This is a genomic window from Pseudomonas sp. RIT-PI-a, from assembly GCF_001187875.1.
Classification (GTDB): domain Bacteria; phylum Pseudomonadota; class Gammaproteobacteria; order Pseudomonadales; family Pseudomonadaceae; genus Aquipseudomonas; species Aquipseudomonas coleopterorum.
The window spans coordinates 1-21858 of sequence record NZ_LGIR01000028.1; the positions used below are offsets into that span (position 1 = coordinate 1).

Annotated in this window: 18 protein-coding genes; 10 read left to right on the top strand and 8 right to left on the bottom strand. The window is 64.2% G+C overall.

Going from position 1 to position 21858, the window contains the following annotated elements; translation table 11 throughout:
- Window positions 1–332 precede the first annotated feature (332 nt).
- The 6 genes from AC788_RS15975 to AC788_RS16000 all read left to right on the top strand — a co-directional run bounded on the left by AC788_RS15975 (window position 333) and on the right by AC788_RS16000 (window position 8150).
- Window positions 333–914: an alpha/beta hydrolase gene (locus AC788_RS15975; RefSeq protein WP_049861563.1), complete on the top strand. Its 582-nt coding sequence runs from the start codon at window positions 333–335 to the stop codon at window positions 912–914.
- 53 nt (window positions 915–967) lie between these two features.
- Window positions 968–1909, top strand: a complete 942-nt coding sequence (locus AC788_RS15980) for a sigma 54-interacting transcriptional regulator (RefSeq protein WP_049861564.1) — start codon at window positions 968–970, stop codon at window positions 1907–1909.
- Between the two features lie 100 nt (window positions 1910–2009).
- The gene (locus AC788_RS15985; protein WP_049861565.1) at window positions 2010–2792 is read left to right on the top strand and encodes a MetQ/NlpA family ABC transporter substrate-binding protein; all 783 of its coding nucleotides are present in this window, start codon (window positions 2010–2012) and stop codon (window positions 2790–2792) included.
- Between the two features lie 155 nt (window positions 2793–2947).
- On the top strand, window positions 2948–4027 hold the full coding sequence (locus AC788_RS15990; protein ID WP_049861566.1) for an efflux RND transporter periplasmic adaptor subunit: 1080 nt from the start codon (window positions 2948–2950) through the stop codon (window positions 4025–4027).
- Window positions 4024–5094 carry an efflux RND transporter periplasmic adaptor subunit gene (locus AC788_RS15995; RefSeq protein WP_049861567.1) on the top strand — a complete coding sequence of 357 codons (1071 nt, stop codon included), beginning with the start codon at window positions 4024–4026 and terminating at the stop codon, window positions 5092–5094. Before AC788_RS15990 ends, AC788_RS15995 begins: the two co-directional genes overlap by 4 nt.
- Entirely contained in the window at window positions 5091–8150 is a 3060-nt protein-coding gene (locus tag AC788_RS16000; RefSeq protein WP_049861568.1) for an efflux RND transporter permease subunit, read from the top strand. Before AC788_RS15995 ends, AC788_RS16000 begins: the two co-directional genes overlap by 4 nt.
- A 109-nt stretch (window positions 8151–8259) precedes the next feature.
- Here AC788_RS16000 and AC788_RS16005 read toward each other — a convergent pair whose 3' ends face one another.
- The 7 genes from AC788_RS16005 to rpiA all read right to left on the bottom strand — a co-directional run bounded on the left by AC788_RS16005 (window position 8260) and on the right by rpiA (window position 15720).
- Window positions 8260–8904 carry a methionine ABC transporter permease gene (locus tag AC788_RS16005; RefSeq protein ID WP_049861569.1) on the bottom strand — a complete coding sequence of 215 codons (645 nt, stop codon included), beginning with the start codon at window positions 8902–8904 and terminating at the stop codon, window positions 8260–8262.
- Window positions 8894–10027: a methionine ABC transporter ATP-binding protein gene (locus AC788_RS16010; protein WP_049861570.1), complete on the bottom strand. Its 1134-nt coding sequence runs from the start codon at window positions 10025–10027 to the stop codon at window positions 8894–8896. Before AC788_RS16010 ends, AC788_RS16005 begins: the two co-directional genes overlap by 11 nt.
- Window positions 10028–10029: 2 nt before the next feature.
- Entirely contained in the window at window positions 10030–10821 is a 792-nt protein-coding gene (locus tag AC788_RS16015; protein ID WP_049861571.1) for a MetQ/NlpA family ABC transporter substrate-binding protein, read from the bottom strand.
- A gap of 133 nt (window positions 10822–10954) precedes the next feature.
- Window positions 10955–12313: an LLM class flavin-dependent oxidoreductase gene (locus AC788_RS16020; RefSeq protein ID WP_049861572.1), complete on the bottom strand. Its 1359-nt coding sequence runs from the start codon at window positions 12311–12313 to the stop codon at window positions 10955–10957.
- Entirely contained in the window at window positions 12313–13518 is a 1206-nt protein-coding gene (locus AC788_RS16025) for an SfnB family sulfur acquisition oxidoreductase (protein ID WP_049861573.1), read from the bottom strand. The genes AC788_RS16020 and AC788_RS16025 overlap by 1 nt, the downstream gene beginning before the upstream one ends.
- 20 nt (window positions 13519–13538) lie before the next feature.
- A complete protein-coding gene (locus AC788_RS16030; protein ID WP_049861574.1) occupies window positions 13539–14792 on the bottom strand; it encodes an SfnB family sulfur acquisition oxidoreductase in 1254 nt (417 codons plus the stop codon).
- 250 nt (window positions 14793–15042) lie between these two features.
- On the bottom strand, window positions 15043–15720 hold the full coding sequence (rpiA, locus tag AC788_RS16035; protein ID WP_049861575.1) for a ribose-5-phosphate isomerase RpiA: 678 nt from the start codon (window positions 15718–15720) through the stop codon (window positions 15043–15045).
- Between the two features lie 137 nt (window positions 15721–15857).
- Here rpiA and ilvA point away from each other — a divergent pair, with 137 nt between their 5' ends.
- Together ilvA and AC788_RS16045 are read left to right on the top strand one after the other, a co-directional pair.
- On the top strand, window positions 15858–17372 hold the full coding sequence (ilvA, locus tag AC788_RS16040; RefSeq protein ID WP_049861576.1) for a threonine ammonia-lyase, biosynthetic: 1515 nt from the start codon (window positions 15858–15860) through the stop codon (window positions 17370–17372).
- Between the two features lie 143 nt (window positions 17373–17515).
- Window positions 17516–17962 (top strand): DUF2269 family protein, encoded by a 447-nt coding sequence (locus AC788_RS16045; protein WP_049861577.1) that lies wholly within the window; start codon window positions 17516–17518, stop codon window positions 17960–17962.
- A 311-nt stretch (window positions 17963–18273) separates the two neighbouring features.
- On the opposite strand, the gene AC788_RS16050 is transcribed toward AC788_RS16045, so the two are convergent.
- Window positions 18274–18927 (bottom strand): HAD family hydrolase, encoded by a 654-nt coding sequence (locus AC788_RS16050; protein WP_049861578.1) that lies wholly within the window; start codon window positions 18925–18927, stop codon window positions 18274–18276.
- A gap of 140 nt (window positions 18928–19067) precedes the next feature.
- Here AC788_RS16050 and AC788_RS16055 point away from each other — a divergent pair, with 140 nt between their 5' ends.
- Both AC788_RS16055 and ptsP read left to right on the top strand, forming a co-directional pair.
- Window positions 19068–19547: an RNA pyrophosphohydrolase gene (locus tag AC788_RS16055; protein ID WP_043191776.1), complete on the top strand. Its 480-nt coding sequence runs from the start codon at window positions 19068–19070 to the stop codon at window positions 19545–19547.
- A 22-nt stretch (window positions 19548–19569) separates the two neighbouring features.
- Window positions 19570–21849, top strand: coding sequence for a phosphoenolpyruvate--protein phosphotransferase (gene ptsP / locus AC788_RS16060; RefSeq protein ID WP_049861579.1), 2280 nt, complete (start codon window positions 19570–19572; stop codon window positions 21847–21849).
- Window positions 21850–21858 lie beyond the last annotated feature (9 nt).

Here is a 21858-nt window from a genome sequence, read left to right on the forward strand (position 1 = left end):
CGGACGTCTCTATGCGTGGTCAGCGCCGCGGACATGTTGTGCGTGGGCTGACCCCCGCCGCGAATAGCCGGCGCTCCTTTGTGGCCGCGGGGGCCGGTGGGGTATAGGAGGCGGGGGTCGGGCAAGACGTCCCGCTGGGCCCGCCGGCCGGCCGCGCGCCGCGCCGCGGGGAGAGCGCGCCCACCTGTAGCAGCGGCGCGAGCCGCGTCTGGGTTTGATGTGGCGCATCAATGGAATATTTTGTTATTACCAAATAGCTTCTTATTCCTTAACGCGTATAACTCCTTTCCCTATACTGGCCTCCAACGCAACGTTTGCAGGAGGCGCATCCCATGCGCAATGAGTCGATCCGCTATCTGATCGTGCCAGGCTGGCAGGGCTCGCCCGATGACCATTGGCAAAGCCACTGGCAACGAAGCCTGCCCAACAGCGCGCGGGTCGAGCAGGACGATTGGCTCACGCCTCGGTGTGAAGACTGGGTGGCAGCGTTGGACCGGGCTGTGAATGCCAGCGCCGATCCGGTGATTCTCATTGCCCACAGCCTGGGCTGCGTGACGGTTGCACACTGGTCGGCCGACGCGTCGCTGGTTTCGCTGCGCAAGGTCCGTGGCGCTTTGCTGGTGGCGCCAGCGGATGTCGAGCGGCCAGCCTGCTCACCGGCCCTGCGCAACTTTGCACCGATCCCCAAGCACCTGTTGCCGTTCCCCAGCCAAGTGGTGGGCTCGGACAACGACCCAGCCGCCAGCGCCCCACGGGCCTTGCAACTGGCCCGCGACTGGGGGGCCGAAGCGGGCATCCTGGCGGGTGCTGGACATATCAACGTCAAGTCCGGGCATCAGCGCTGGGAACAGGGTTTCGCCTACCTGTACCGCCTGCAGAGTCGCATGGACCAGCACACCCAGCTGCGCGCCTGATTGCCTGAAAACCGAGTACGCCGCCTGCGTTCAGGCCGGTGGGAGCTTTGCCCATGACTGCATACCACGACACCTTCGGCCAGCCGCTGCTGACCTTTCCCGACGCCGACAAGAGCCCGCTGAGCATTCGTGCCAAGGCACTGGTGTTCGTCGACCCGCGCTCGCGGCGCTTGCGCGAGGAGCTCGAACGGCTGGCGCCCAAGGCGTTGCCGGTGCTGATCCATGGCGAGAGCGGGACCGGCAAGGAGCTACTCGCCCGGCACATTCACCGGGCCAGTGATCGCGGTGGGCTGTTCGTGTCGGTCAACTGCGGTGCGATCAGCCCGACCTACGCCGATGCCGAACTGTTCGGCTACAGCGCAGGCGCCCACAGCGGTACGGCCAGCAGCCGGGCCGGCTGGTTCGGCTCGGCCAACGGAGGCACGCTGTACCTGGACGAGATCGCCGACCTGCCGCTGGCCATCCAGACCAAGCTGCTCGCGGCACTGGAAACCCACGAAGTCACGCGCGTCGGCGCGGCCCAGCCCAATCCGGTGGACGTGCGCCTGGTGGCCGCGTCGAGCATCGATCTGGCCCAGGCCGTGGCGGCTGGCAAATTCAACGAGCGCCTGTATGCCTATCTGGGCGAAGGCCGCCTGACGCTGCCGCCGTTGCGTGAGCGGATCGGCGATATTCTGGCCCTGGCCGAGTACTTCCTGGGCATCTACAGCCATCGCCTGAACCTGGCGGTGCCGCTGATCAGCACCCAGGCGCAGCAGGTGCTGGAGCGACACGACTGGCCCGGCAACACCCGCGAGCTGGAAAACGTCATCCATTTTGCCCTGCTGGTGAGCAGCGGCGACGAGATCCTTCCCGAGCATCTCAGTCTGCCCTCGGCAGCAGACACCTTGGAGCATATCGAACGGCAACTGGCACAGGCGCTCGAGCACGTCGACCCGACGGCCTTGGCTGCAGTGCTGACCCGCCACCTAGAGCGTTTGCACAAAAAGGCATAAGAGGCGAACTAAAAGGTATTTGTAGGAATATTAATTCCGGGTATTGTCCGCGCAAGGCTGGCCATTTGCTGCCGCCGGCACCCAATTTCAAGGACTTAGCATGAAGAAGGCTTTGCTGTTCACCGCTCTGGCGGCCTCCCTGTCTTTCGGCCTGGCCAACGCGGCAGACAAACTCGTGGTCGCGGCCACACCGGTTCCCCACGCCGAGATCCTCGAGCTGATCAAGCCGACCCTGGCCAAGGAAGGCGTTGACCTGGACATCAAGGTCTTCACCGACTACGTGCAACCCAACGTGCAGGTCAACGAGAAACGTCTGGACGCCAACTACTTCCAGACCCTGCCGTACCTGGAAAGCTTCAACAAGGGCAAGGGCACCAACCTGGTCACCGTGATCGGCGTGCACGTCGAGCCCTTCGGCGGTTACTCCAAGAAGGTCAAATCGCTGAGCGAACTCAAGGACGGCGCAACCGTGGCCATTCCCAACGAGGGCAGCAACAGCGGCCGTGCATTGATCCTGCTGCAGAAAGCCGGCCTGATCACCCTGAAGGATCCGAGCAACGCTCTGGCCACTCCGAAGGACATCGCCAGCAACCCCAAGAACCTCAAGTTCAAGGAACTGGAATCGGCGATGCTGCCGCGCGTGCTGGATCAGGTTGACCTGGACATGATCAACACCAACTATGCACTGGAAGCGGGCCTGAACCCGGCCAAGGACGCCTTGGTCATCGAAGGTTCGGATTCGCCTTACGTGAACTTCCTGGTGGCCCGTCCGGACAACAAGGACAGCCCGGCCATGCAGAAGCTGGCCAAGGCGCTGACCAGCCCGGAAGTGAAGGCATTCATCGAGAAGAAGTACAGCGGCGCAGTATTGCCAGCGTTCTGATTCCGAGCGTCACGACGGTTCACCTGAGCGCCGACAGCTTGTACAGTGTCGGCGTTTTGCTGTGTCCGGACGGGGCCCTCCCCGGCAAATGAACCTAGAACTCGGCTCACAGTCGCATACACACCTAGCATCACAGCGCACGCAAAGGAGCCTGCATGGCTGGTCCTCGTTGGAAGGTTGTAGGGGTTGGTCTCTTGTTCATCGCGCTGACCGGCTGTGGTGAAGACAAGCCTATCGAGCCGACGCACCCACGCGTGCGCGTGGAGAATGTGCGGAGCGGCGAATTCGCCGCCGCCGTCAATCTTACTGGCGATGTGCAGGCCCGCATCCAGACCCAGTTGTCGTTCCGCGTTGGCGGCAAGATCATCCAGCGCATGGTGGATGTGGGCGACCACGTCAGCGCGCGGCAAGTCCTGGCCCGCCTCGATCCCAAGGACCTGCAGACCAACGTCGACTCGGCCAAGGCTGCGGTGGCCGCCGAACAGGCCCGCGTGAAGCAGACCTCGGCGGCCTTCGTGCGTCAGCAGAAGCTGCTGCCCAAAGGCTATACCAGCCAGAGTGAATACGACTCCGCCCAGGCGGCGCTGCGCGGTGCGCAGAGCTCACTGGCAGCGGCCAGTGCCCAGTTGGCCAACGCTCGCGAGCAGTTGAGCTACACCGACCTGGTGGCCGATGCCCCGGGCGTGATCACCGCGCGCCAGGCCGAGGTGGGCCAGGTGGTGCAAGCCACCGCGCCGATCTTCGGTCTGGCCCGCGATGGCGACCGCGATGCGGTCTTCGATGTGTATGAATCGCTGTTCGCCCAGCCGGGTGGACAGCAGCCGATCACCGTCAGCCTGCTCGACGACCCGGCGATCAAGACCACCGGCACCGTGCGCGAAGTCACTCCGGCGGTGTCCGCGCAGACCGGCACGGTGCGCGTCAAGATTGCCCTGCAGGGCGTGCCCAAGGGCATGGATCTGGGGTCGGTGGTCAACGCCTCGCTCGATGGTCCGGGCAAGACCAGCGTCGAACTGCCGTGGTCGGCGCTGACCAAGGACATTGAAGAGCCTGCCGTGTGGGTGGTCGGGGAAGGCGACAAGGTCAGCCTGCGCAAGGTCGAGGTGGGCCGTTACCTGACCGCCAAGGTGGTGATCGCCAACGGCTTGAACAATGGCGACCGCGTGGTGGTGGCCGGTGGTCAGTTGTTGCACCCCGACATGCAGGTGGAAATTGCCCAGGAGCGTCAGCCATGAAAGCGGTGATCGCGTTGTCTGCGGCCGTGCTGTTGTTGTCAGGCTGCTCGAAGGAAGAGCCGGCCCCCGAGCTGATCCGTCCGGTGTTGTCGGTGGAGGTCAAGGGCCTGGACCAGCAAAGCCTGGGTCGCTTCGCCGGTAATATCCAGGCGCGCTATGAAAGCACCTTGGGTTTCCGCGTGTCCGGACGCATTGCCCGCCGCGCGGTGGATGTCGGCAGTCAGGTGGAGAAAAACCAGTTGCTGGCCACTCTCGACCCGACTGACCAGCAGAATCAGTTGCGCGCCAACCAGGGTGATCTGGCCCGCGTCCAGGCGCAGTTCATCAATGCCCAGGCCAACGCGCGGCGCCAGCAGGAGCTGTTCGACCGTGGCGTCGGTGCGCAGGCCGGGCTGGACATCGCCCAGACCGACCTGAAAACCGCGCAGTCTTCGCTCGATCAGGCCAAGGCCGCCGTCAGCCAGGCCAAGGACCAGCTGAGCTACAGCGAACTGCGTTCCGACCATGCCGCGGTGGTCAACCAGTGGAAGGTGGAAGTCGGGCAGGTGGTCAGCGCCGGTGAAGAAGTGGTGGTTCTCGCTCGTCCCGACGTCAAGGAGGCGGTCATCGACCTGCCCGCCGGGCTCGCCGAGACCCTGCCTGAGGGCGTGGAATTCCACGTGCAGTCCCAGCTTGACCCCAGCGTTGCGGCCATGGGCACCTTGCGCGAGCTGGAGCCACGCCCCGACAGCTCCACGCGTACCCGTCGCGCACGCCTGACCCTGCGTGAGAGCCCTGCGGGCCTGCGCCTGGGGACGGCGATCAGCGTCACCTTGAGTTCAAGCATCGCGCGGCGCCTGGAGCTGCCGGAAACCGCCGTGCAGGAGATCGACGGCAAGACCCAGGTGTGGCGGGTGGACGTCCAGAACAAGACCGTGAACCCGCAACAGGTCACCGTGCTCAGCCGCGACCGTGGCGTCGTGGTGGTGGGCAGCGGTGTGCAGGCGGGCGAGCGCGTGGTCAGCGCGGGCGTCAATAGCCTGAAACCTGGGCAGAAAATCAAACTGGACGAGGCGAGCCGGCAATGAAGGGAAGTTTCAACCTGTCCGACTGGGCGCTCAAGCACCAGTCCTTCGTCTGGTACCTGATGTTCGTCGGCCTGCTGATGGGCGTGTTTTCCTATTTCAATCTGGGCCGTGAAGAAGACCCGGCGTTCGCCATCAAGACCATGGTCATCCAGAGCCGCTGGCCCGGGGCGACGCAAGAAGAAACGCTCAAGCAGGTCACCGACCGCATCGAGAAGAAGCTCGAAGAGCTGGACTCGCTGGACTACGTGAAGAGCTACACGCGCCCTGGCGAATCCACTGTGTTCGTGTACCTGCGCGATACCACCAATGCCAAGGCGATTCCGCAGATCTGGTACCAGGTGCGCAAGAAGGTCGACGACATTCGCGGGACCTTTCCCCAAGGCTTGCAGGGGCCGTCGTTCAACGACGAATTCGGTGACGTGTTCGGCTCCATCTATGCCTTCACCGCCGACGGCCTGAGCATGCGTCAGCTGCGCGATTACGTGGAGCAGGTGCGTGCCGAGATTCGCCAGGTCGACAACCTGGGCAAGGTGCAGCTGGTAGGTCAGCAGGACGAAGTCATTTACCTGAATTTCTCCACGCGCAAACTCGCAGCACTGGGTCTGGATCAGCAACAGGTGGTGGGTGCGCTTCAGGCGCAGAACGCGGTGACCCCGGCCGGTGTGATCGAGGCGGGACCGGAGCGCATTTCGGTGCGAACCTCGGGGCAGTTCAAGTCGGAGAAGGACCTGGAAACGGTCAATCTCAGGCTCAACGACCGTTTCTATCGGCTGACCGACATCGCCGACATCGAACGTGGCTACAAGGACCCGGCCGCGCCGATGTTCCGCTACAACGGCCAACCTGCCATCGGCCTGGCCATCGCCATGAAGGACGGCGGCAACATTCAGGAATTCGGTACCGCGCTGCACAAGCGCATGGACGAGTTGACCGCGCAGCTGCCCGTGGGCGTGGGCGTGCACAAGGTGTCGGACCAGGCCGAGGTGGTCGAGAAGGCGGTCGGTGGGTTCACCAGCGCGCTGTTCGAGGCCGTGGTGATCGTGCTGATCGTCAGCTTCGTCAGCCTCGGCGTGCGCGCCGGTCTGGTCGTGGCCTGCTCGATTCCGCTGGTGCTGGCCATGGTCTTCGTGTTCATGGAGTACAGCGGCATCACCATGCAGCGTATTTCCCTGGGGGCGTTGATCATCGCCCTGGGCCTGCTGGTCGACGATGCGATGATCACCGTGGAGATGATGGTCACCCGCCTGGAGGCAGGTGACAGCAAGGAGGAAGCGGCTACCTTCGCCTACACCTCGACTGCATTCCCGATGCTCACCGGCACGCTGGTCACCGTGGCGGGCTTCGTGCCGATCGGTTTGAACGCCAGCTCGGCAGGTGAGTACACCTTCACCCTGTTTGCCGTGATTGCGGTGGCCATGCTGGTGTCGTGGGTGGTGGCGGTGCTGTTCGCGCCGGTCATCGGCGTGCATATCCTGAGCAAGAACGTCAAACCCAAGCCGGAGCAGCCCGGGCGCGTCGCGCGCTGGTTCCACAGCGGACTGCTGGGCTGCATGCGCCACCGTTGGCTGACGATCATCGGCACCTTGCTGCTGTTCGCCGCAGCGCTGTTCTGCATGCGCTTTGTGCAGAACCAGTTCTTCCCCTCGTCCGACCGGCCGGAAATTCTGGTGGACCTGAACCTGCCGCAGAATGCCTCGATCAATGAGACGCGCCAGGCGGTCGATCGCCTGGAAGCGACGCTCAAGGATGATCCGGACATCGTCCGCTGGAGCACCTACATCGGTCAGGGCGCGATTCGTTTCTATCTGCCCCTGGACCAGCAACTGGAGAACCCGTACTACGCCCAGTTGGTGATCGTCAGCAAGGGTCTGGAAGAGCGCGGGGCCTTGACCGAGCGTCTGAAAAAGCGTCTGCGTGACGACTTCGTGGGCATCGGCACCTATGTTCAGGCGCTGGAAATGGGCCCACCCGTGGGGAGGCCGATCCAGTACCGGGTCAGCGGCAAGGACATCGATCAGGTGCGCAAGCACGCCATCGAGCTGGCCACCCTGCTGGACCACAACGCGCACATCGGCGAAATGATCTACGACTGGAACGAGCCAGGCAAAGTGCTGCGCATCGACATCGCCCAGGACAAGGCCCGGCAGTTGGGGTTGTCGTCCGAGGACGTGGCGAAGCTGATGAACACCATCGTCAGCGGTTCGGCGGTGACTCAGGTCAACGACGATATCTACCTGGTCAACGTGGTGGGCCGGGCCAACGATGCCGAGCGCGGCTCGCCGGAAACCCTGCAGAACCTGCAGATCGTCACGCCCAGCGGGACGTCGATTCCGCTCTTGGCGTTCGCCACCGTGCGCTACGAGCTGGAGCAGCCGCTGGTGTGGCGGCGTGATCGCCTGCCGACCATCACCTTGAAGGCGGCGGTCAGCGACGATATCCAGCCGACCGACCTGGTGGCCCAGCTCAAGCCCGAGATCGAAAAATTCGCCGCAGACCTGCCGGTGGGCTACAAGGTGGCTACCGGCGGTACGGTCGAGGAAAGCGGCAAGGCGCAGGGCCCGATCGCCAAGGTGGTGCCGTTGATGCTGTTCCTGATGGCGACCTTCCTGATGATTCAGCTGCACAGTGTGCAGAAGATGTTCCTGGTGGCCAGCGTGGCGCCACTGGGCATCATCGGCGTGGTGTTGGCGTTGGTGCCGACCGGGACGCCCATGGGCTTCGTGGCGATCCTGGGGATATTGGCCCTGATCGGTATCATCATCCGCAACTCGGTGATTCTGGTGACCCAGATCGATGCCTACGAGCGTGATGGCTACAAGCCGTGGGACGCGGTGCTGGAGGCGACCGAGCATCGTCGTCGGCCGATACTGCTCACCGCAGCGGCGGCCAGTTTGGGCATGATCCCGATCGCTCGTGAGGTGTTCTGGGGGCCGATGGCCTACGCGATGATCGGCGGGATCGTGGTGGCGACCTTGCTGACCCTGTTGTTCCTGCCGGCGCTGTATGTGGCCTGGTATCGGATCAAGGAAGGTGAGGGCGAGGGGAAGGAGGCTTGATGATTTGAGGTGTCTGGTAGGGCCTCTTCGCGGGCAGAGTCCGCTCCCACAAGGAACGCGTTATGTGGGAGCGGGCTCTGCCCGCGAAGGGGGCGCTGCGGTCTTGCGACTAGCGCTTGTTGAGCACCCGCGCCAGCCGGTCGCCGCTGAACTGGATCAAGGTCACCAGGGCCACCAGCAGCACGATCACCGTCAGCATGATCTGGCTGTCGAAACGCTGGTAGCCGTAGCGGTAGGCGATGTCGCCCAGTCCACCGGCACCGATGGCGCCGGCCATGGCCGATGAGTTGATCATGGTCACCACGGTGATGGTGAAACCGGCGACGATGCCGGGCCTTGCCTCGGGCAGCAGCACATGCCAGACGATATGCCAGCGTCGGCAGCCCATGGCCTGCGCAGCCTCGATCAGGCCATGGTCGACCTCACGCAAACTGACCTCGGCAATGCGCGCAAAGAACGGCGTCGCAGCGATGGTCAACGGCACCACCGCCGCCCACACCCCATAGGTGGTCCCTACGATCAACCGAGTGAACGGGATCAGCGCCACCATCAGGATCAGGAACGGCACCGACCTGAACAGATTGACGAACGCGCCCAGCACGCGGTTCAGCGCCGGCGCCTGGTAGATGCCGCCTCGGTCGCTGGTGACCAGCACCACCGCCATCACGACTCCCACCGGCAACGCGATCAACGACGAAACGCCCACCATCAACAAGGTGTCGAGGGCGCCCTGCAGTAGACGGTCAAACCACATAGCCCAGCTCCTCTACCTGTTGCGCCCATTGCCGGGCGCGCTGCAGCAGATGCTCACGGTCATGGGGCGAATTGCTCACCGCCACGACCAGGCTGCCCAGCGCCCGCCCTTGAATGCGTTCGATCCCGCCCTGCAGCAGGCTGACCTGCCCGCCCAGCAGGTTGAACAGCGAGGACAGATCCGCTTCACCCGTCTGTGCCCCGGTCACGCCCAGGCGCAACACCAGCGCGGCCTCGGGTGTCGGCGCCGTACTGCGCAGACGTGCTCGCAGCTCATCGGACAGGCCGTGTTGCAACGGTGCCAGCAGAGTGCGGCTGACCTCATGCCGAGGGTCGCCGAAGACCTGCCACACCGGCCCCTGCTCGACCACCTGGCCGCCCTCGAGCACCACCACGCGGTCGCAGATGGCACGGATCACGGCCATTTCGTGGGTGATCAAAATAATCGTCAGCCCCAGGCGCCGGTTGATGTCGCGCAGCAGCGCCAGGATCGATTCGGTGGTCTCCGGATCCAGCGCCGAAGTGGCTTCATCGCACAGCAGGATCTGCGGGTCGTGGACCAGCGCGCGGGCAATGCCGACGCGCTGCTTCTGCCCGCCGGACAGCTGCGCCGGGTACGCGTCGCGCTTGCCCTGCAGGCCGACCAGTTCCAGCAGTTCACCGACCTTGCGCCAGCGCTCGGCCTGGGGCACGCCGGCGACCTTGAGTGGCAGCTCGACGTTCTGCCACACGGTTTTCGCCGACATCAGATTGAAGTGCTGGAAGATCATGCCGATGCGTCGCCGCAGCGCCACCAGGCGATCCTCGTCGAAATCACCGATGTCCACCTGATCGATCAGTACGCGCCCGCTGCTGGGCTGTTCCAGCCGGTTGATGGTGCGGATCAGCGACGACTTGCCGGCGCCGCTGCGGCCGATGATGCCGAACACTTCACCGCGCTCGATGGTCAGGTCGATACCTTGCAGGGCCTGCACCGGACCCTGCGCGCCCTCATAGGTCTTGCCGACGCCGATGAAGCGCACCAAGCTGTTGGCCAGTTGCGGGTGCAGCTCCAGGGTTTCGGCAGGCTGCCGGGCAAGGCCGGCGGTATCGGCCAGCCGGCGTTGGACATTGGTGGTGGGCATACTCACTCCTTCCAGCCGACTTGGTAGAGCTTGCCGTTGATCTTGTCGAGCGAAGCGCGCACGACCGGCGAGTGTTGGTAGATATCCACGAACTTGGCCAGGCGCGGATCATCCTTGCGCTCGGGCTTGATCACGAACTGGATCACGTACTCGGGATGGTCGAGGCCGTCGAACAGCAAGGCCGAGCCGGCATCGAAGGTCTTGGCCAGGCGGATGTAGGCCGGGTAGCCCTGCACCAGATCGGCGTCGTCGTAGGCGCGCACCAGTTGCACCGCTTCGACCTGAAGAATCTTGATGCCCTTGGGGTTGGTGAGGATGTCGTCTTCGGTGGCTTTGTAGCCAACCCCCGGCTTGAGGGTGATCAAGCCGGCCTTGGCCAGCAGTTGCAGGCCGCGACCACTATTGATCGGGTCGTTGGCGATGGCCACGCTGGCGCCCTTGGGCAGCTCGTCGAAGCTTTTATAGCGTTTGGAGTACAGCCCGACGTTGTTGATGATGCCCGGTGCATAGGGCACCAGGTCGGTGCCGGCCTGGGTGTTGGCGTTTTCCAGAAAGGGGATGTGCTGGAAGTAGTTCACGTCGATGTCGCCGGCGGCGAGGCTGACGTTGGGTGCGATCCAGTCGGTGAATTCCACCAGTTTGACGGTCAGGCCCTCTTTCTTGGCTTCCTCCACGGCGGTTTCCAGGGGAATGGCGAAGGCGGCGGTGGTGCCGACGATCAGGGGCTTGTCATCGGCGGCGTGGGCCAGGCCGGTGAGGAGGGTGAGGGCGAGTAGCAGGGTGGGTTTGAGCATGGTGTTGGTCCATTGGTTTTGTGGGATTGGGGAGGGCCTCTTCGCGGGCAGAGCCCGCTCCCACATGAGCGTGCGCTCGTTAATTGTGGGAGCGGGGCGGGCGGCTGGGCCTTCTGCCCGCGAAGAGGCCCGGTCAGGCACCGCGCTTGTAACCGAAACCGGCATGTCCCTCGGGCAACCCCGGGCCTTGGCCGAAGACCTTTTCGCGCAACGTGCCCTGGGCATAGGCGGTCTTGTACGAACCGCGCGCCTGCAGCACGGGGATCACCAGATCGATGAAGTCGACGTAGCTTTCCGGAGTGACCGTGCGGGTCAGGTTGAACCCGTCCAGGCCGGTCTCCGCGATCCAGGCTTCGAGTTCGTCGGCAACCTGTTCCGGGTCGCCGACCAAGGTGATGTAGCGTCCGCCCAGAGCGTGCTGGTCGAGCAGTTTGCGGCGGGTCCAGTCGTTGTTCTGCAGGGTCTTGGTGGCCGATTCGATGGCGTTGCCCTTCACGTACTGAATGGGCTCGTCGAGTTCGTAGCGGGCAAAGTCGATCGCGGTGGAGGCAGCAAAGTGGGCGACGCCGGCCTCGGCGCTGGCGTAGCTCAAGTATTCATCATGCTTGGCCCAGGCCTGGGCCTCGGTGGCAGCGACGATGACCGTGATGCCCATGAAGACCTTTACGGCCTGCGGATCGCGGCCGGCTGCGCGGGCTGCGTCGCGGACCTTGTCCACCTGGGCGCGGGTGGCCTGCTTGTTCTGTCCGCTGATGAACACGCATTCGGCATGCTGACCAGCGAACTGCAGGCCCCGTGCCGAGCTGCCGGCCTGGAACAGCAGCGGTGTGCGCTGTGGCGAGGGTTCACAGAGGTGGTAACCCTGGACCCGGTAGAACTCGCCTTCATGCTGCACCTTGTGGACCTTTTCCGGCTGGGCGTAGATGCGCCGCTCGCGGTCTTCGACGACGGCGTCGTCTTCCCAGCTGCCTTCCCAGAGTTTGTAGAGCACCTCCAGGTATTCGTCGGCCTGATCGTAACGGCGGTCGTGCTCCACCTGTTGGGTCAGGCCCATGGCCTTGGCCGCACTGTCCAGGTAGCCGGTGACGATGTTCCAGCCGACCCGGCCGCGGGTCAGGTGATCGAGCGTGGACAGGCGTCGGGCGAACAGATAGGGCGCTTCGTAGGTGAGGTTGGCGGTCAGGCCGAAACCCAAGTGGCGGGTGACCGCGGCCATGGCCGATACCAGCAGCAACGGGTCGTTGACCGGTAGCTGGATCGACTCCTTCAAGGTCACATCGACCGAATCCTGATAGATGTCGTAGACCCCGACGATGTCGGCGATGAACAGGCCATCGAACAGACCGCGCTCCAGCAATTGGGCCAGCTCGGTCCAGTATTCCAAGGTCTTGTACTGGCTCGAAGTGTCGCGCGGATGGGTCCACAGGCCGTGGTTGATGTGGCCCACGCAGTTCATGTTGAAGGCGTTGAGCAGGATCTGCTTCTTGCTCATCAGATGGTCCCCCGGCGTGGTGGCAACTGGTCGTTGAGGTAGTAGTTGCCGATGGCGTGGTACTTCCAGCGCACCGGGTCGTGCAGGGTGTGCACGCGGGCGTTGCGCCAGTGCCGGTCCAGGCCGTGCTCGGCCAGGGTGGCCTGGCTACCGGCGAGTTCGAACAGGGTGCTGCCGGCGGCCAGGGAAATCTCGGTGCTGAGGGCGCGGGCTTCGGCCACGGCAATCGAGGCGGCGCCGACGTGTTCGGCGGTGGGCTCGGCCTGGGCCTTGTCGAGGATTTCGCCGGCCCGCTCCAGCAGCGCTTCGGCAGCATGCAGACGGATCGCCAGATGGCCGAAGCTCTTCAGCGACAGCGGATCTTCGACAGCCTTGTCGCTGGTGGCGTCGATCCACGGCCGGGTACGGGTGCGGACGAACTGCAAGGCGTCCTCGAACGCCCCGCGCGCAATGCCGGTGTCGATCGCGGCGTGGAGAATCTGCGCGAACGGGCCGACCGTGGTGGGCCGTTCGAACGCGCTTTGAAACGGCACGATGGCGTCGGCGCTGACCCAGACGTTGTCGAACACCACCGAACCGCTGCCCGTGGTGCGCTGGCCGAAGCCGCTCCAGTCGTCGATGACCTGGACCCCGGCACTGTCGGCGGGCACGAAGGCCAGTTGCTGTACGCCCTGTTCATCGATCACCGAAGTGGGAATGCATTGGGCATACAGCGCGCCGGTGGCGTAGAACTTGCGGCCATTGATGCGGAAGCCGTCGCCGTCGCGGGTCAGGCGAGTCGTGCGGTCGTGGGCGGTGCGGGTGCCGAGTTCGGCCAGGGCGTTGCCCAGCCGCTGGCCTGCCAGCACATCGCTGTACAAGCGCTGCTGCTGCGCCGGGCTGCCGTTGATGCGCAGCACTTCCAGGGCATAGAAATGATTCTGTGGGATCTGTCCCAGCGAGCCGTCGGCAGCCGCCAACAGGGCAATGACCTGGGCCAGGGTCACGTTGGACACACCGGCTCCGCCGAACGCCTTGGGCACGCTGATGCCGCCCAGGCCAGAGCGGGAGAACAGCGTCAGTTCGGCGTGGGGCAGCTGCCGCTCGCGGTCGCGCAGGGCGCTGTCGCGCTGCAACTGGGGGGCCAGCTGCCGGGCGACGTCCAGCGCCTGCTGATCGTTGGCGATGCGTGCGACGCCGTCGAGGGGGTGGGGCAATGAGCTCATGCTGATCTCCAGCGGTCTGGTCAAATCCAGGAATGGCGTGCAGGCAGGCTGCCGTTCAGGTGATAGGCGCCGACGGCGTGATATTTCCAGCGCACGGGATCGTGCAGGGTGTGCACGCGGGCGTTGCGCCAGTGACGGTCGAGGTTGAACTCGGCGAGGGTGGCGCGGCTGCCGGCCAGCTCGAAAAGCTTTTCACTGGCCTGCAAGGCGATTTCGGTGGTGATCACCTTGGCCTCGGCCACGGCGATCGAGGCCCGGCCGGCGAGGGCGGCGTCCACCGGCCCCTGGCCAATCTGGTCGAGCACGCGGGCGGCCTTGCGCAGCAGTGCCTGCGCGGCGTGCAGTTCCAGCTTCAGGCGACCGATGTCGGCGACCACGAACGGATCGTCGCTGGCGCGCTCGACCCCGGCATCGATCCACGGGCGCGATTTTTCCCGGACGAAGGCGATGGTGTCGTCGATCGCTGCTTCGGCAATGCCGGCGTCGATGGCGGCCTGCATCAGTTGCGACACGGCGCCCTGAATGTTCGGTTGCTGTGCCTGGCGCCAGATATGCACCACATGGGTGTCGGGTACGTGCGCATTTTCGAGCAGGACAGTGCCGCTGGCGGTGGTGCGCTGGCCGAAGCCCGACCAGTCGTCGACGATGCGCAGGCCCGGTGTGCCGCGGCGTACGAACGCCATGACCAGACGCTGTTCATCGTCCACGGCCTTGACTGCTACCCAGTGGGCGAACAGCGCGCCGGTGGAGTAGAACTTTTGCCCGCTGATTCGCCCGCCGTCACCGTCGCGGACGATGCGGGTGTTGATTTCCAACGTGTTGCGGGCGCCGCGTTCAGGGCCGCCGTTGCCGATGCGCGCGCCTTCGAGCACGGCGGTGAATAGCGCGTATTGCTGCGCTTCGGTGGCGGTGCCGCGCAGCATCTGCAAGATGCCGAAATGGTTCTGTGGGATCTGCCCCAGGGCTGGATCGGCGGCGCTGATGAGCCGGAAGACCTCGGCCAGGGTCACGAAACTGACGTCGGGGCCGCCGAAGGCGCGTGGCACGGTGATGCTGCCCAGGCCGCTGGCGGTGAATTGCTCGATCATTTGCCAGGGCAGTTCACGTTGCTGGTCTCGCCTGGCAGCGTGGGTGCGGGCACTGGCGGCAAGCGCCTGCGCGGCTTCGAGTGCGTCGGCGTCGTTGCGCAGGATCTGCGCAGGCAAGAGCGCCGGACCGTTGTCGGTTGTTGTCTGTGGTTGGGGGTGTTCGCGGGAAATCGAGTGGTTGACCATACCGTCCTCACGTCATGCACGGCGTATGTCGCCTTGCTTGGATGTACGCAGGTCCGGTGGTCCGGTTCATATACCCTAATCGTTTGTTAAATTTAAATGAACTAACGATTGGGAATATGAATAGATGTGTTTTTTATGGCTGTACAGTGACCCTGTGGGAGCGGGGCGGAGCCCCGCTCCCACATCTGAGGTGTGTCAGGGACGCCGCAGCGCGCCCTTCGCGGGCAGAGCCCGCTCCCACAATCGAGGCTCAGGCGGGGCGGGTGAGGGTCTTGACGCCTTCGGTGGTGCCCAGCAGCAGCACATCGGCCGGGCGGGCGGCGAATAGGCCGTTGGTGACCACGCCGACGATGGCGTTGATCTGTGTTTCCAACGCCACCGGGTCGGTGATCTGCATGTTGTACACGTCGATGATGATGTTGCCGTTGTCGGTCACCACGCCCTCGCGGTAGACCGGGTCGCCGCCCAGTTTCACCAGCTGGCGCGCGACATGGCTGCGGGCCATCGGGATGACTTCCACCGGCAGCGGAAACTCGCCCAGCACCGGCACCAGCTTGCTGCCGTCGGCGATACAGATGAACGTGGTGGCCACGGCCGCGACGATCTTCTCGCGGGTCAACGCAGCGCCGCCGCCCTTGATCAGGTTCAGGTGCTCGTCGCTTTCATCCGCGCCGTCGACGTAGAACTCCAGGTCGCCCACGCTGTTGAGTTCGTATACCGGAATGCCATGGCCCTTGAGCCGTGCCGCGGTCGCTTCGGAGCTGGCCACGGCGCCGTCGAAGGCACTCTTGTGCTGCGCCAGCGCGTCGATGAAGCAGTTGGCGGTGGACCCGGTGCCCACGCCGACGACGCTCTTTTCGCCCAGCTTGGGCAGAATGAAATCCACGGCAGCCTGGGCGACGGCCTGTTTGAGTTGGTCCTGGGTCATGCAAGCTCCGCAGCGGCAGTTGGGGCTCTAGTGGTTGTGGCCCCGAAGGCGCGCATTATAAGGGCAAAACCTTGGTTTTGCCGTGGTCGTTGGCTTAGACTCGTCGGCCCTGCCCGTTATCGTCAGTGATGTCCGCCATGCTCGAACAGTACGTAAAGATGATCCTCACCTCGCGCGTCTACGACGTTGCGGTGGAAACCCCTTTGCAGCCCGCCGGGCAGCTGTCCGAGCGCCTGAACAACAAGATTCTGCTCAAGCGCGAAGACTTGCAGCCGGTGTTCTCGTTCAAGATTCGCGGCGCCTATAACAAATTGGCACAGCTCAGCGCAGAGGAACTGGCTCGTGGCGTGGTCACCGCCTCGGCCGGCAACCATGCCCAGGGCCTGGCGCTGGCGGCGCGCGAGCTGGGGATCAAGGCCACCATCGTGATGCCCAACACCACCCCCGAGATCAAGATCGAAGGCGTACGTTCGCGCGGTGGCATCGTGGTGCTGCACGGCGACTCGTTTCCCGAGGCCCTGGCTCATTCGCTCAAGCTGGTGGACGAGCAGGGCATGGTCTACATCCATCCCTACGACGACCCGTACACCATTGCCGGCCAGGGCACGGTGGCGATGGAGATTCTGCGTCAGCATCCGGGCGATCTCGACGCGATCTTCGTGCCGGTGGGCGGCGGCGGTCTGATCGCGGGCATCGCTGCGTACGTCAAATACCTGCGTCCGGGCATCAAGGTCATCGGCGTCGAGCCGGACGATTCCAACTGCCTGCAGCAAGCCATGCGTGCCGGTGAGCGCGTGGTGCTGCCGCAGGTCGGGTTGTTCGCCGACGGTGTGGCGGTGGCGCAGATCGGCCAGTACACCTTCGAGATCTGCAAGGATCACGTGGACGAAGTGATCACCGTCAGCACCGACGAGATCTGTGCGGCGATCAAGGACATCTACGACGATACCCGCTCGATCACCGAACCTGCCGGCGCGCTCGGGGTGGCGGGGATCAAGAAGTACGTCGAGGCACGAGGTGTGTCGGGGCAGACTCTGGTGGCGATCGATTCGGGCGCCAACGTCAATTTCGACCGGCTGCGCCACGTGGCCGAACGGGCCGAGCTGGGTGAGGGGCGCGAAGCCATCATCGCTGTGACCATTCCCGAGCGTCCGGGCAGCTTCAAGGCGTTCTGCGAGGCCATCGGCAAACGGCAGATCACCGAGTTCAACTACCGCTACCACACCGGTCACGAAGCACACATTTTCGTCGGCGTGCAGACCCACCCCGAGCGGGATCCGCGGGCGGTGCTGGTGCAGACGCTGCAATCCCATGGCTTCCCGGTGCTGGACCTGACCGACAACGAGCTGGCCAAGCTGCACATTCGCCATATGGTCGGCGGCCATGCGGTCCGGGTCAGCGACGAGATGGTGCTGCGCTTCGAGTTCCCGGAGCGTCCGGGTGCGCTGTTCAACTTCCTCGACAAGCTGGGCGGGCGCTGGAACATCTCGATGTTCCACTACCGCAACCACGGCGCGGCCGATGGTCGCGTGGTGGCGGGGCTGCAGGTGCCTGAAGAGGAGCGCCATCTGGTAGCCGGCGCGCTGGCCGAAATCGGCTACCCGTTCTGGGACGAGACGGATAACCCGGCTTATCAGTTGTTTCTGGGGTAGTGATGCAGGGCCTGGCTTGAGTCAGTGGTGTGCCATTCGCGGGCAGAGGGCTCAGCCGCCCGCCCCGCGCTCCCACAGGGTGAACTCGACGGCTGCTACGCTTGTCGATGATGCATCGTCAATGCCCATAGGGATCACGCGTCATGGAAAGCCTGGCGATTCTGAAAGTATTTCACGTCGCTGCCACGGTCGTGCTGCTGGGCAGCGTGGCGGCCGTCATCTACCGTGCCTGGCGCAGCTGGAAGGGCGGCGACCGGCTGCCCTTCGCCAGTACCCTGCAACGGCCCTGGGTGTACGCCTGGGTGGTCATGGCCGTGAGCCTGGTGAGTTTTCCAGTGACGGGCTGGTGGCTGGTGCACCGAGTCGGCTGGCCCTTGGGGCAAACCTGGATTCTCACTGCCGCGGTGTTGTATGTGATCGGCGGTGGGGTCTGGCTGCTGCTGATCAACCGGGTGAATCGCCTGCGTCTGGCGACAGGGCTCGATGAGGTCGTCGTTGCGGCCAAACGGCGCAATGTCTTGATCATTGCGACCGTGGCAGTGGTGGTGCTGCTGTCGATCATCGGGCTGATGGTGACCAAGCCTGCCTGAGGCTGCGCAGTCAGGCAGACCGCGGCGTATTCTTCCCGGCTGATGACCGCTCCTACGGTTGGCCCTGATTCCTGTAGGAGCGGGGCGGGCGGCTGAGCCCTCTGCCCGCGAAAAGAGCGCCGCGGTGTATCAGGCAGACCGCGGCATATTCTTCGCGGCTGATGACCGCTCCTACGGTTGGCCACGATCCCTGTGGGAGCGGGCTCTGCCCGCGAAGAGAACCTCGCGGTGGATCAGACAGACCGCGGCGGATTCTTCGCGGGCAAGCCCGCTCCCACAGAGAGCATTGAGCAACGAGCAGTGAGCAGTTATCAGCGCAGGGAGATTTCCTTCCAGCCGCGGCGTTTGGCTTCTTCGTGCAGGCGGGGGTCCGGGTCGACGACCACCGGGTGGGTCACCTGCTCCAGCAGTGGCAGATCGTTCATCGAGTCGCTGTAGAAATAACTGTCGTGCAGGTCGTAGCCGTTCTCTTCCAGCCAGCGGTTCAGGCGCGTGACCTTGCCTTCCTTGAAGCAGGGCACATCGAAGCTGCGACCGGTGTAGCGGCCGTCGACCCTTTCCACTTCGGTGGCCAGCAGCGTTTCCACGCCCAGGCGCTCGGCGATCGGGCCGGTGACGAAGCGGTTGGTGGCAGTGATGATCACCAGCTTGTCACCCGCGTCACGATGCTGTTGCAGCAAGGCGGCGGCCTTGGGCAGCATGATCGGCTCGATGCAGTCACGCATGAAATCGCGATGCCATTCATCCAGTTGCGCCACGTCGGTCGCCGCGAGGATTTCCAGGGTGAAGTTCAGGTACTCGTTCAAGTCCAGACGGCCTGCCAGGTAGTCCTGATAGAACTCGTCGTTGCGTGCCTTGTAGGTGTCGGCATCGAGAATGCCGCGGGCGCACAGATAATCACCCCAGGCATGGTCGCTGTCGCCGCCGAGCAGCGTGTTGTCGAGGTCGAATAGGGCCAGGCGCATGAAATGACTCGCATTAAATGGGGAAAAGGCCCACAGAATACGGACTTTTCACATGCGTGCACATAAGCTACGCGGCGTCGTTGCTGCCTTCACAGGCTTTGTGGAACAATGCCAGAACATGCGTTTACGAGGTTGTTGCCGTGATCGACCCCGATGGTTTTCGCCCTAACGTTGGCATCATTCTCACCAATGACGCCGGTCAGGTGCTATGGGCTCGGCGTATCAATCAGGACGCCTGGCAATTTCCGCAAGGGGGTATCAACCCTCAGGAAACGCCGGAAGAGGCCTTGTACCGCGAGCTGAATGAAGAAGTCGGGCTGGAACGCCAGGATGTAGAAATACTTGCCTGCACCCGCGGCTGGTTGCGTTATCGTCTACCCCAACGCCTGGTGCGCACGCACAGCCAACCGTTGTGCATCGGCCAGAAACAGAAATGGTTCCTGCTGCGCCTGGTGTCCAACGAGCAGCGCGTGCGCATGGACCTGACCGGCAAACCCGAGTTCGATGGCTGGCGCTGGGTCAGCTATTGGTACCCGCTGGGCCAGGTGGTGACATTCAAGCGCGAGGTCTACAGACGCGCGCTCAAAGAGCTAGCCCCGCGCCTTCTCTCGCGCGACTGACGACGGAGTTCGACCCCGAGCCATGCTCAATACGCTGCGCAAGATCGTCCAGGAAGTCAACTCCGCCAAGGATCTCAAGTCGGCGCTGGGGATCATTGTGCAACGCGTCAAGGAAGCCATGGGCAGCCAGGTCTGCTCGGTGTACCTGCTGGATCTGGAAACCAATCGCTTCGTGCTGATGGCCACCGAAGGCCTCAACAAGCGCTCCATCGGCAAGGTCAGCATGGCCCCCAACGAAGGCCTGGTGGGCCTGGTGGGCACGCGCGAAGAGCCGCTCAACCTGGAAAACGCCGCCGGCCACCCGCGTTATCGCTACTTTGCCGAAACCGGCGAGGAACGCTACGCGTCGTTCTTGGGTACGCCGATCATTCACCACCGGCGCGTGGTGGGGGTGCTGGTGATCCAGCAAAAGGAGCGGCGTCAGTTCGACGAGGGCGAAGAAGCCTTTCTGGTCACCATGAGCGCGCAATTGGCGGGGGTGATCGCCCACGCCGAAGCCACCGGTTCGATCCGTGGCCTGGGACGTCAGGGCAAGGGCATCCAGGAAGCGCGCTTCGTCGGCGTGCCCGGCTCGCCCGGCGCGGCCGTGGGGACCGCGGTGGTCATGCTGCCGCCGGCCGACCTGGACGTGGTGCCCGACAAGAGTGTCAGTGACATCGATGCCGAACTGGCGTTGTTCCAGAACGCGCTGGAAGGCGTGCGCAACGACATGCGCACCCTGTCGGCGAAACTGGCCACCCAGCTGCGCCCCGAAGAGCGGGCGCTGTTCGACGTGTACCTGATGATGCTCGACGACGCTTCGCTGGGCAGCGAAGTGACCAACGTGATCAAGACCGGGCAATGGGCCCAGGGTGCGCTGCGCCACGTCGTCACCGAGCACGTCAACCGTTTCGAATTGATGGACGACGCCTACCTGCGCGAGCGCGCTTCCGACGTCAAGGACCTGGGGCGGCGCCTGCTCGCCTACCTGCAGGAGGCGCGTCAGCAAACCCTGGTCTACCCCGACAACACCATCCTGATCAGCGAAGAACTGTCGCCGGCGATGCTCGGCGAGGTGCCCGAAGGCAAGCTGGTCGGCCTGGTGTCGGTCCTGGGCTCGGGCAACTCCCACGTCGCCATTCTCGCGCGTGCCATGGGCATTCCGACGGTGATGGGTCTGGTCGACCTGCCGTACTCCAAGGTCGATGGCATCAAGATGATCGTCGATGGCTACCACGGCGAGGTCTACACCAACCCCAGCGACATCCTCAGCAAGCAGTTCGCCGATGTGGTCGAGGAGGAGCGGCAACTGGCGCTGGGCCTCGACGCCCTGCGCGAATTGCCCTGCGTGACCCTCGACGGCCACCGCATGCCGCTGTGGGTCAACACCGGTCTGCTGGCCGATGTGGCCCGTGCGCAGCAGCGCGGCGCCGAGGGCGTGGGCCTGTACCGCACCGAAGTGCCGTTCATGATCAACCAGCGCTTCCCCAGCGAGAAGGAACAGCTGGCCATCTACCGTGAACAGTTGGCCGCCTTCCACCCGCTGCCGGTGACCATGCGTAGTCTGGACATCGGCGGCGACAAGTCGCTGTCGTATTTCCCCATCAAGGAAGAGAACCCGTTCCTGGGCTGGCGCGGCATCCGCGTGACCCTCGACCACCCGGAAATCTTCCTGGTGCAGGCCCGTGCCATGCTCAAGGCCAGCGAGGGTTTGAACAACCTGCGCATCCTGTTGCCGATGATCTCCGGTACCCACGAGCTGGAAGAGGCCCTGCACCTGATTCACCGGGCCTGGGGCGAGGTGCGCGACGAGGGCACCGACGTGCCGATGCCCCCGGTAGGTGTGATGATCGAGATTCCGGCGGCGGTGTACCTGACCAAGGAGCTGGCGCGCCAGGTCGACTTCCTTTCGGTGGGCTCGAACGACCTGACCCAATACCTGCTGGCCGTGGACCGCAACAACCCACGCGTGGCCGACCTCTACGACTACCTGCACCCGGCCGTGCTGCAGGCTCTGCAGCATGTGGTCACCGAGGCGCATGCCGAAGGCAAGCCGGTGAGCATCTGTGGCGAAATGGCCGGCGACCCGGCTGCCGCGATACTGTTGATGGCGATGGGTTTCGACAGCTTGTCGATGAACGCCACCAACTTGCCGAAGGTGAAGTGGATGCTGCGTCAGGTCAACCTGAGCAAGGCCAAGGAACTGCTGGCCCAGTTGAGCAAGATCGACAACCCGCAAGTTATCCACAGCTCGCTGCAGCTGGCCCTGAAGAATCTGGGCCTGTCGCGGATGATCAATCCGAGCACGCCGAAGAAGCACTGAAGCGCTTGA

Excerpts from the sequence above, each read along its gene's own strand:
- AC788_RS15975 (WP_049861563.1), top strand. The coding sequence starts at position 333 with ATGCGCAATGAGTCGATCCGCTATCTGATCGTGCCAGGCTGGCAGGGC.
- AC788_RS15980 (WP_049861564.1), top strand. The coding sequence starts at position 968 with ATGACTGCATACCACGACACCTTCGGCCAGCCGCTGCTGACCTTTCCC.
- AC788_RS15985 (WP_049861565.1), top strand. The coding sequence starts at position 2,010 with ATGAAGAAGGCTTTGCTGTTCACCGCTCTGGCGGCCTCCCTGTCTTTC.
- AC788_RS15990 (WP_049861566.1), top strand. The coding sequence starts at position 2,948 with ATGGCTGGTCCTCGTTGGAAGGTTGTAGGGGTTGGTCTCTTGTTCATC.
- AC788_RS15995 (WP_049861567.1), top strand. The coding sequence starts at position 4,024 with ATGAAAGCGGTGATCGCGTTGTCTGCGGCCGTGCTGTTGTTGTCAGGC.
- AC788_RS16000 (WP_049861568.1), top strand. The coding sequence starts at position 5,091 with ATGAAGGGAAGTTTCAACCTGTCCGACTGGGCGCTCAAGCACCAGTCC.
- AC788_RS16005 (WP_049861569.1), bottom strand. The coding sequence starts at position 8,904 with ATGTGGTTTGACCGTCTACTGCAGGGCGCCCTCGACACCTTGTTGATG.
- AC788_RS16010 (WP_049861570.1), bottom strand. The coding sequence starts at position 10,027 with ATGCCCACCACCAATGTCCAACGCCGGCTGGCCGATACCGCCGGCCTT.
- AC788_RS16015 (WP_049861571.1), bottom strand. The coding sequence starts at position 10,821 with ATGCTCAAACCCACCCTGCTACTCGCCCTCACCCTCCTCACCGGCCTG.
- AC788_RS16020 (WP_049861572.1), bottom strand. The coding sequence starts at position 12,313 with ATGAGCAAGAAGCAGATCCTGCTCAACGCCTTCAACATGAACTGCGTG.
- AC788_RS16025 (WP_049861573.1), bottom strand. The coding sequence starts at position 13,518 with ATGAGCTCATTGCCCCACCCCCTCGACGGCGTCGCACGCATCGCCAAC.
- AC788_RS16030 (WP_049861574.1), bottom strand. The coding sequence starts at position 14,792 with ATGGTCAACCACTCGATTTCCCGCGAACACCCCCAACCACAGACAACA.
- rpiA (WP_049861575.1), bottom strand. The coding sequence starts at position 15,720 with ATGACCCAGGACCAACTCAAACAGGCCGTCGCCCAGGCTGCCGTGGAT.
- ilvA (WP_049861576.1), top strand. The coding sequence starts at position 15,858 with ATGCTCGAACAGTACGTAAAGATGATCCTCACCTCGCGCGTCTACGAC.
- AC788_RS16045 (WP_049861577.1), top strand. The coding sequence starts at position 17,516 with ATGGAAAGCCTGGCGATTCTGAAAGTATTTCACGTCGCTGCCACGGTC.
- AC788_RS16050 (WP_049861578.1), bottom strand. The coding sequence starts at position 18,927 with ATGCGCCTGGCCCTATTCGACCTCGACAACACGCTGCTCGGCGGCGAC.
- ptsP (WP_049861579.1), top strand. The coding sequence starts at position 19,570 with ATGCTCAATACGCTGCGCAAGATCGTCCAGGAAGTCAACTCCGCCAAG.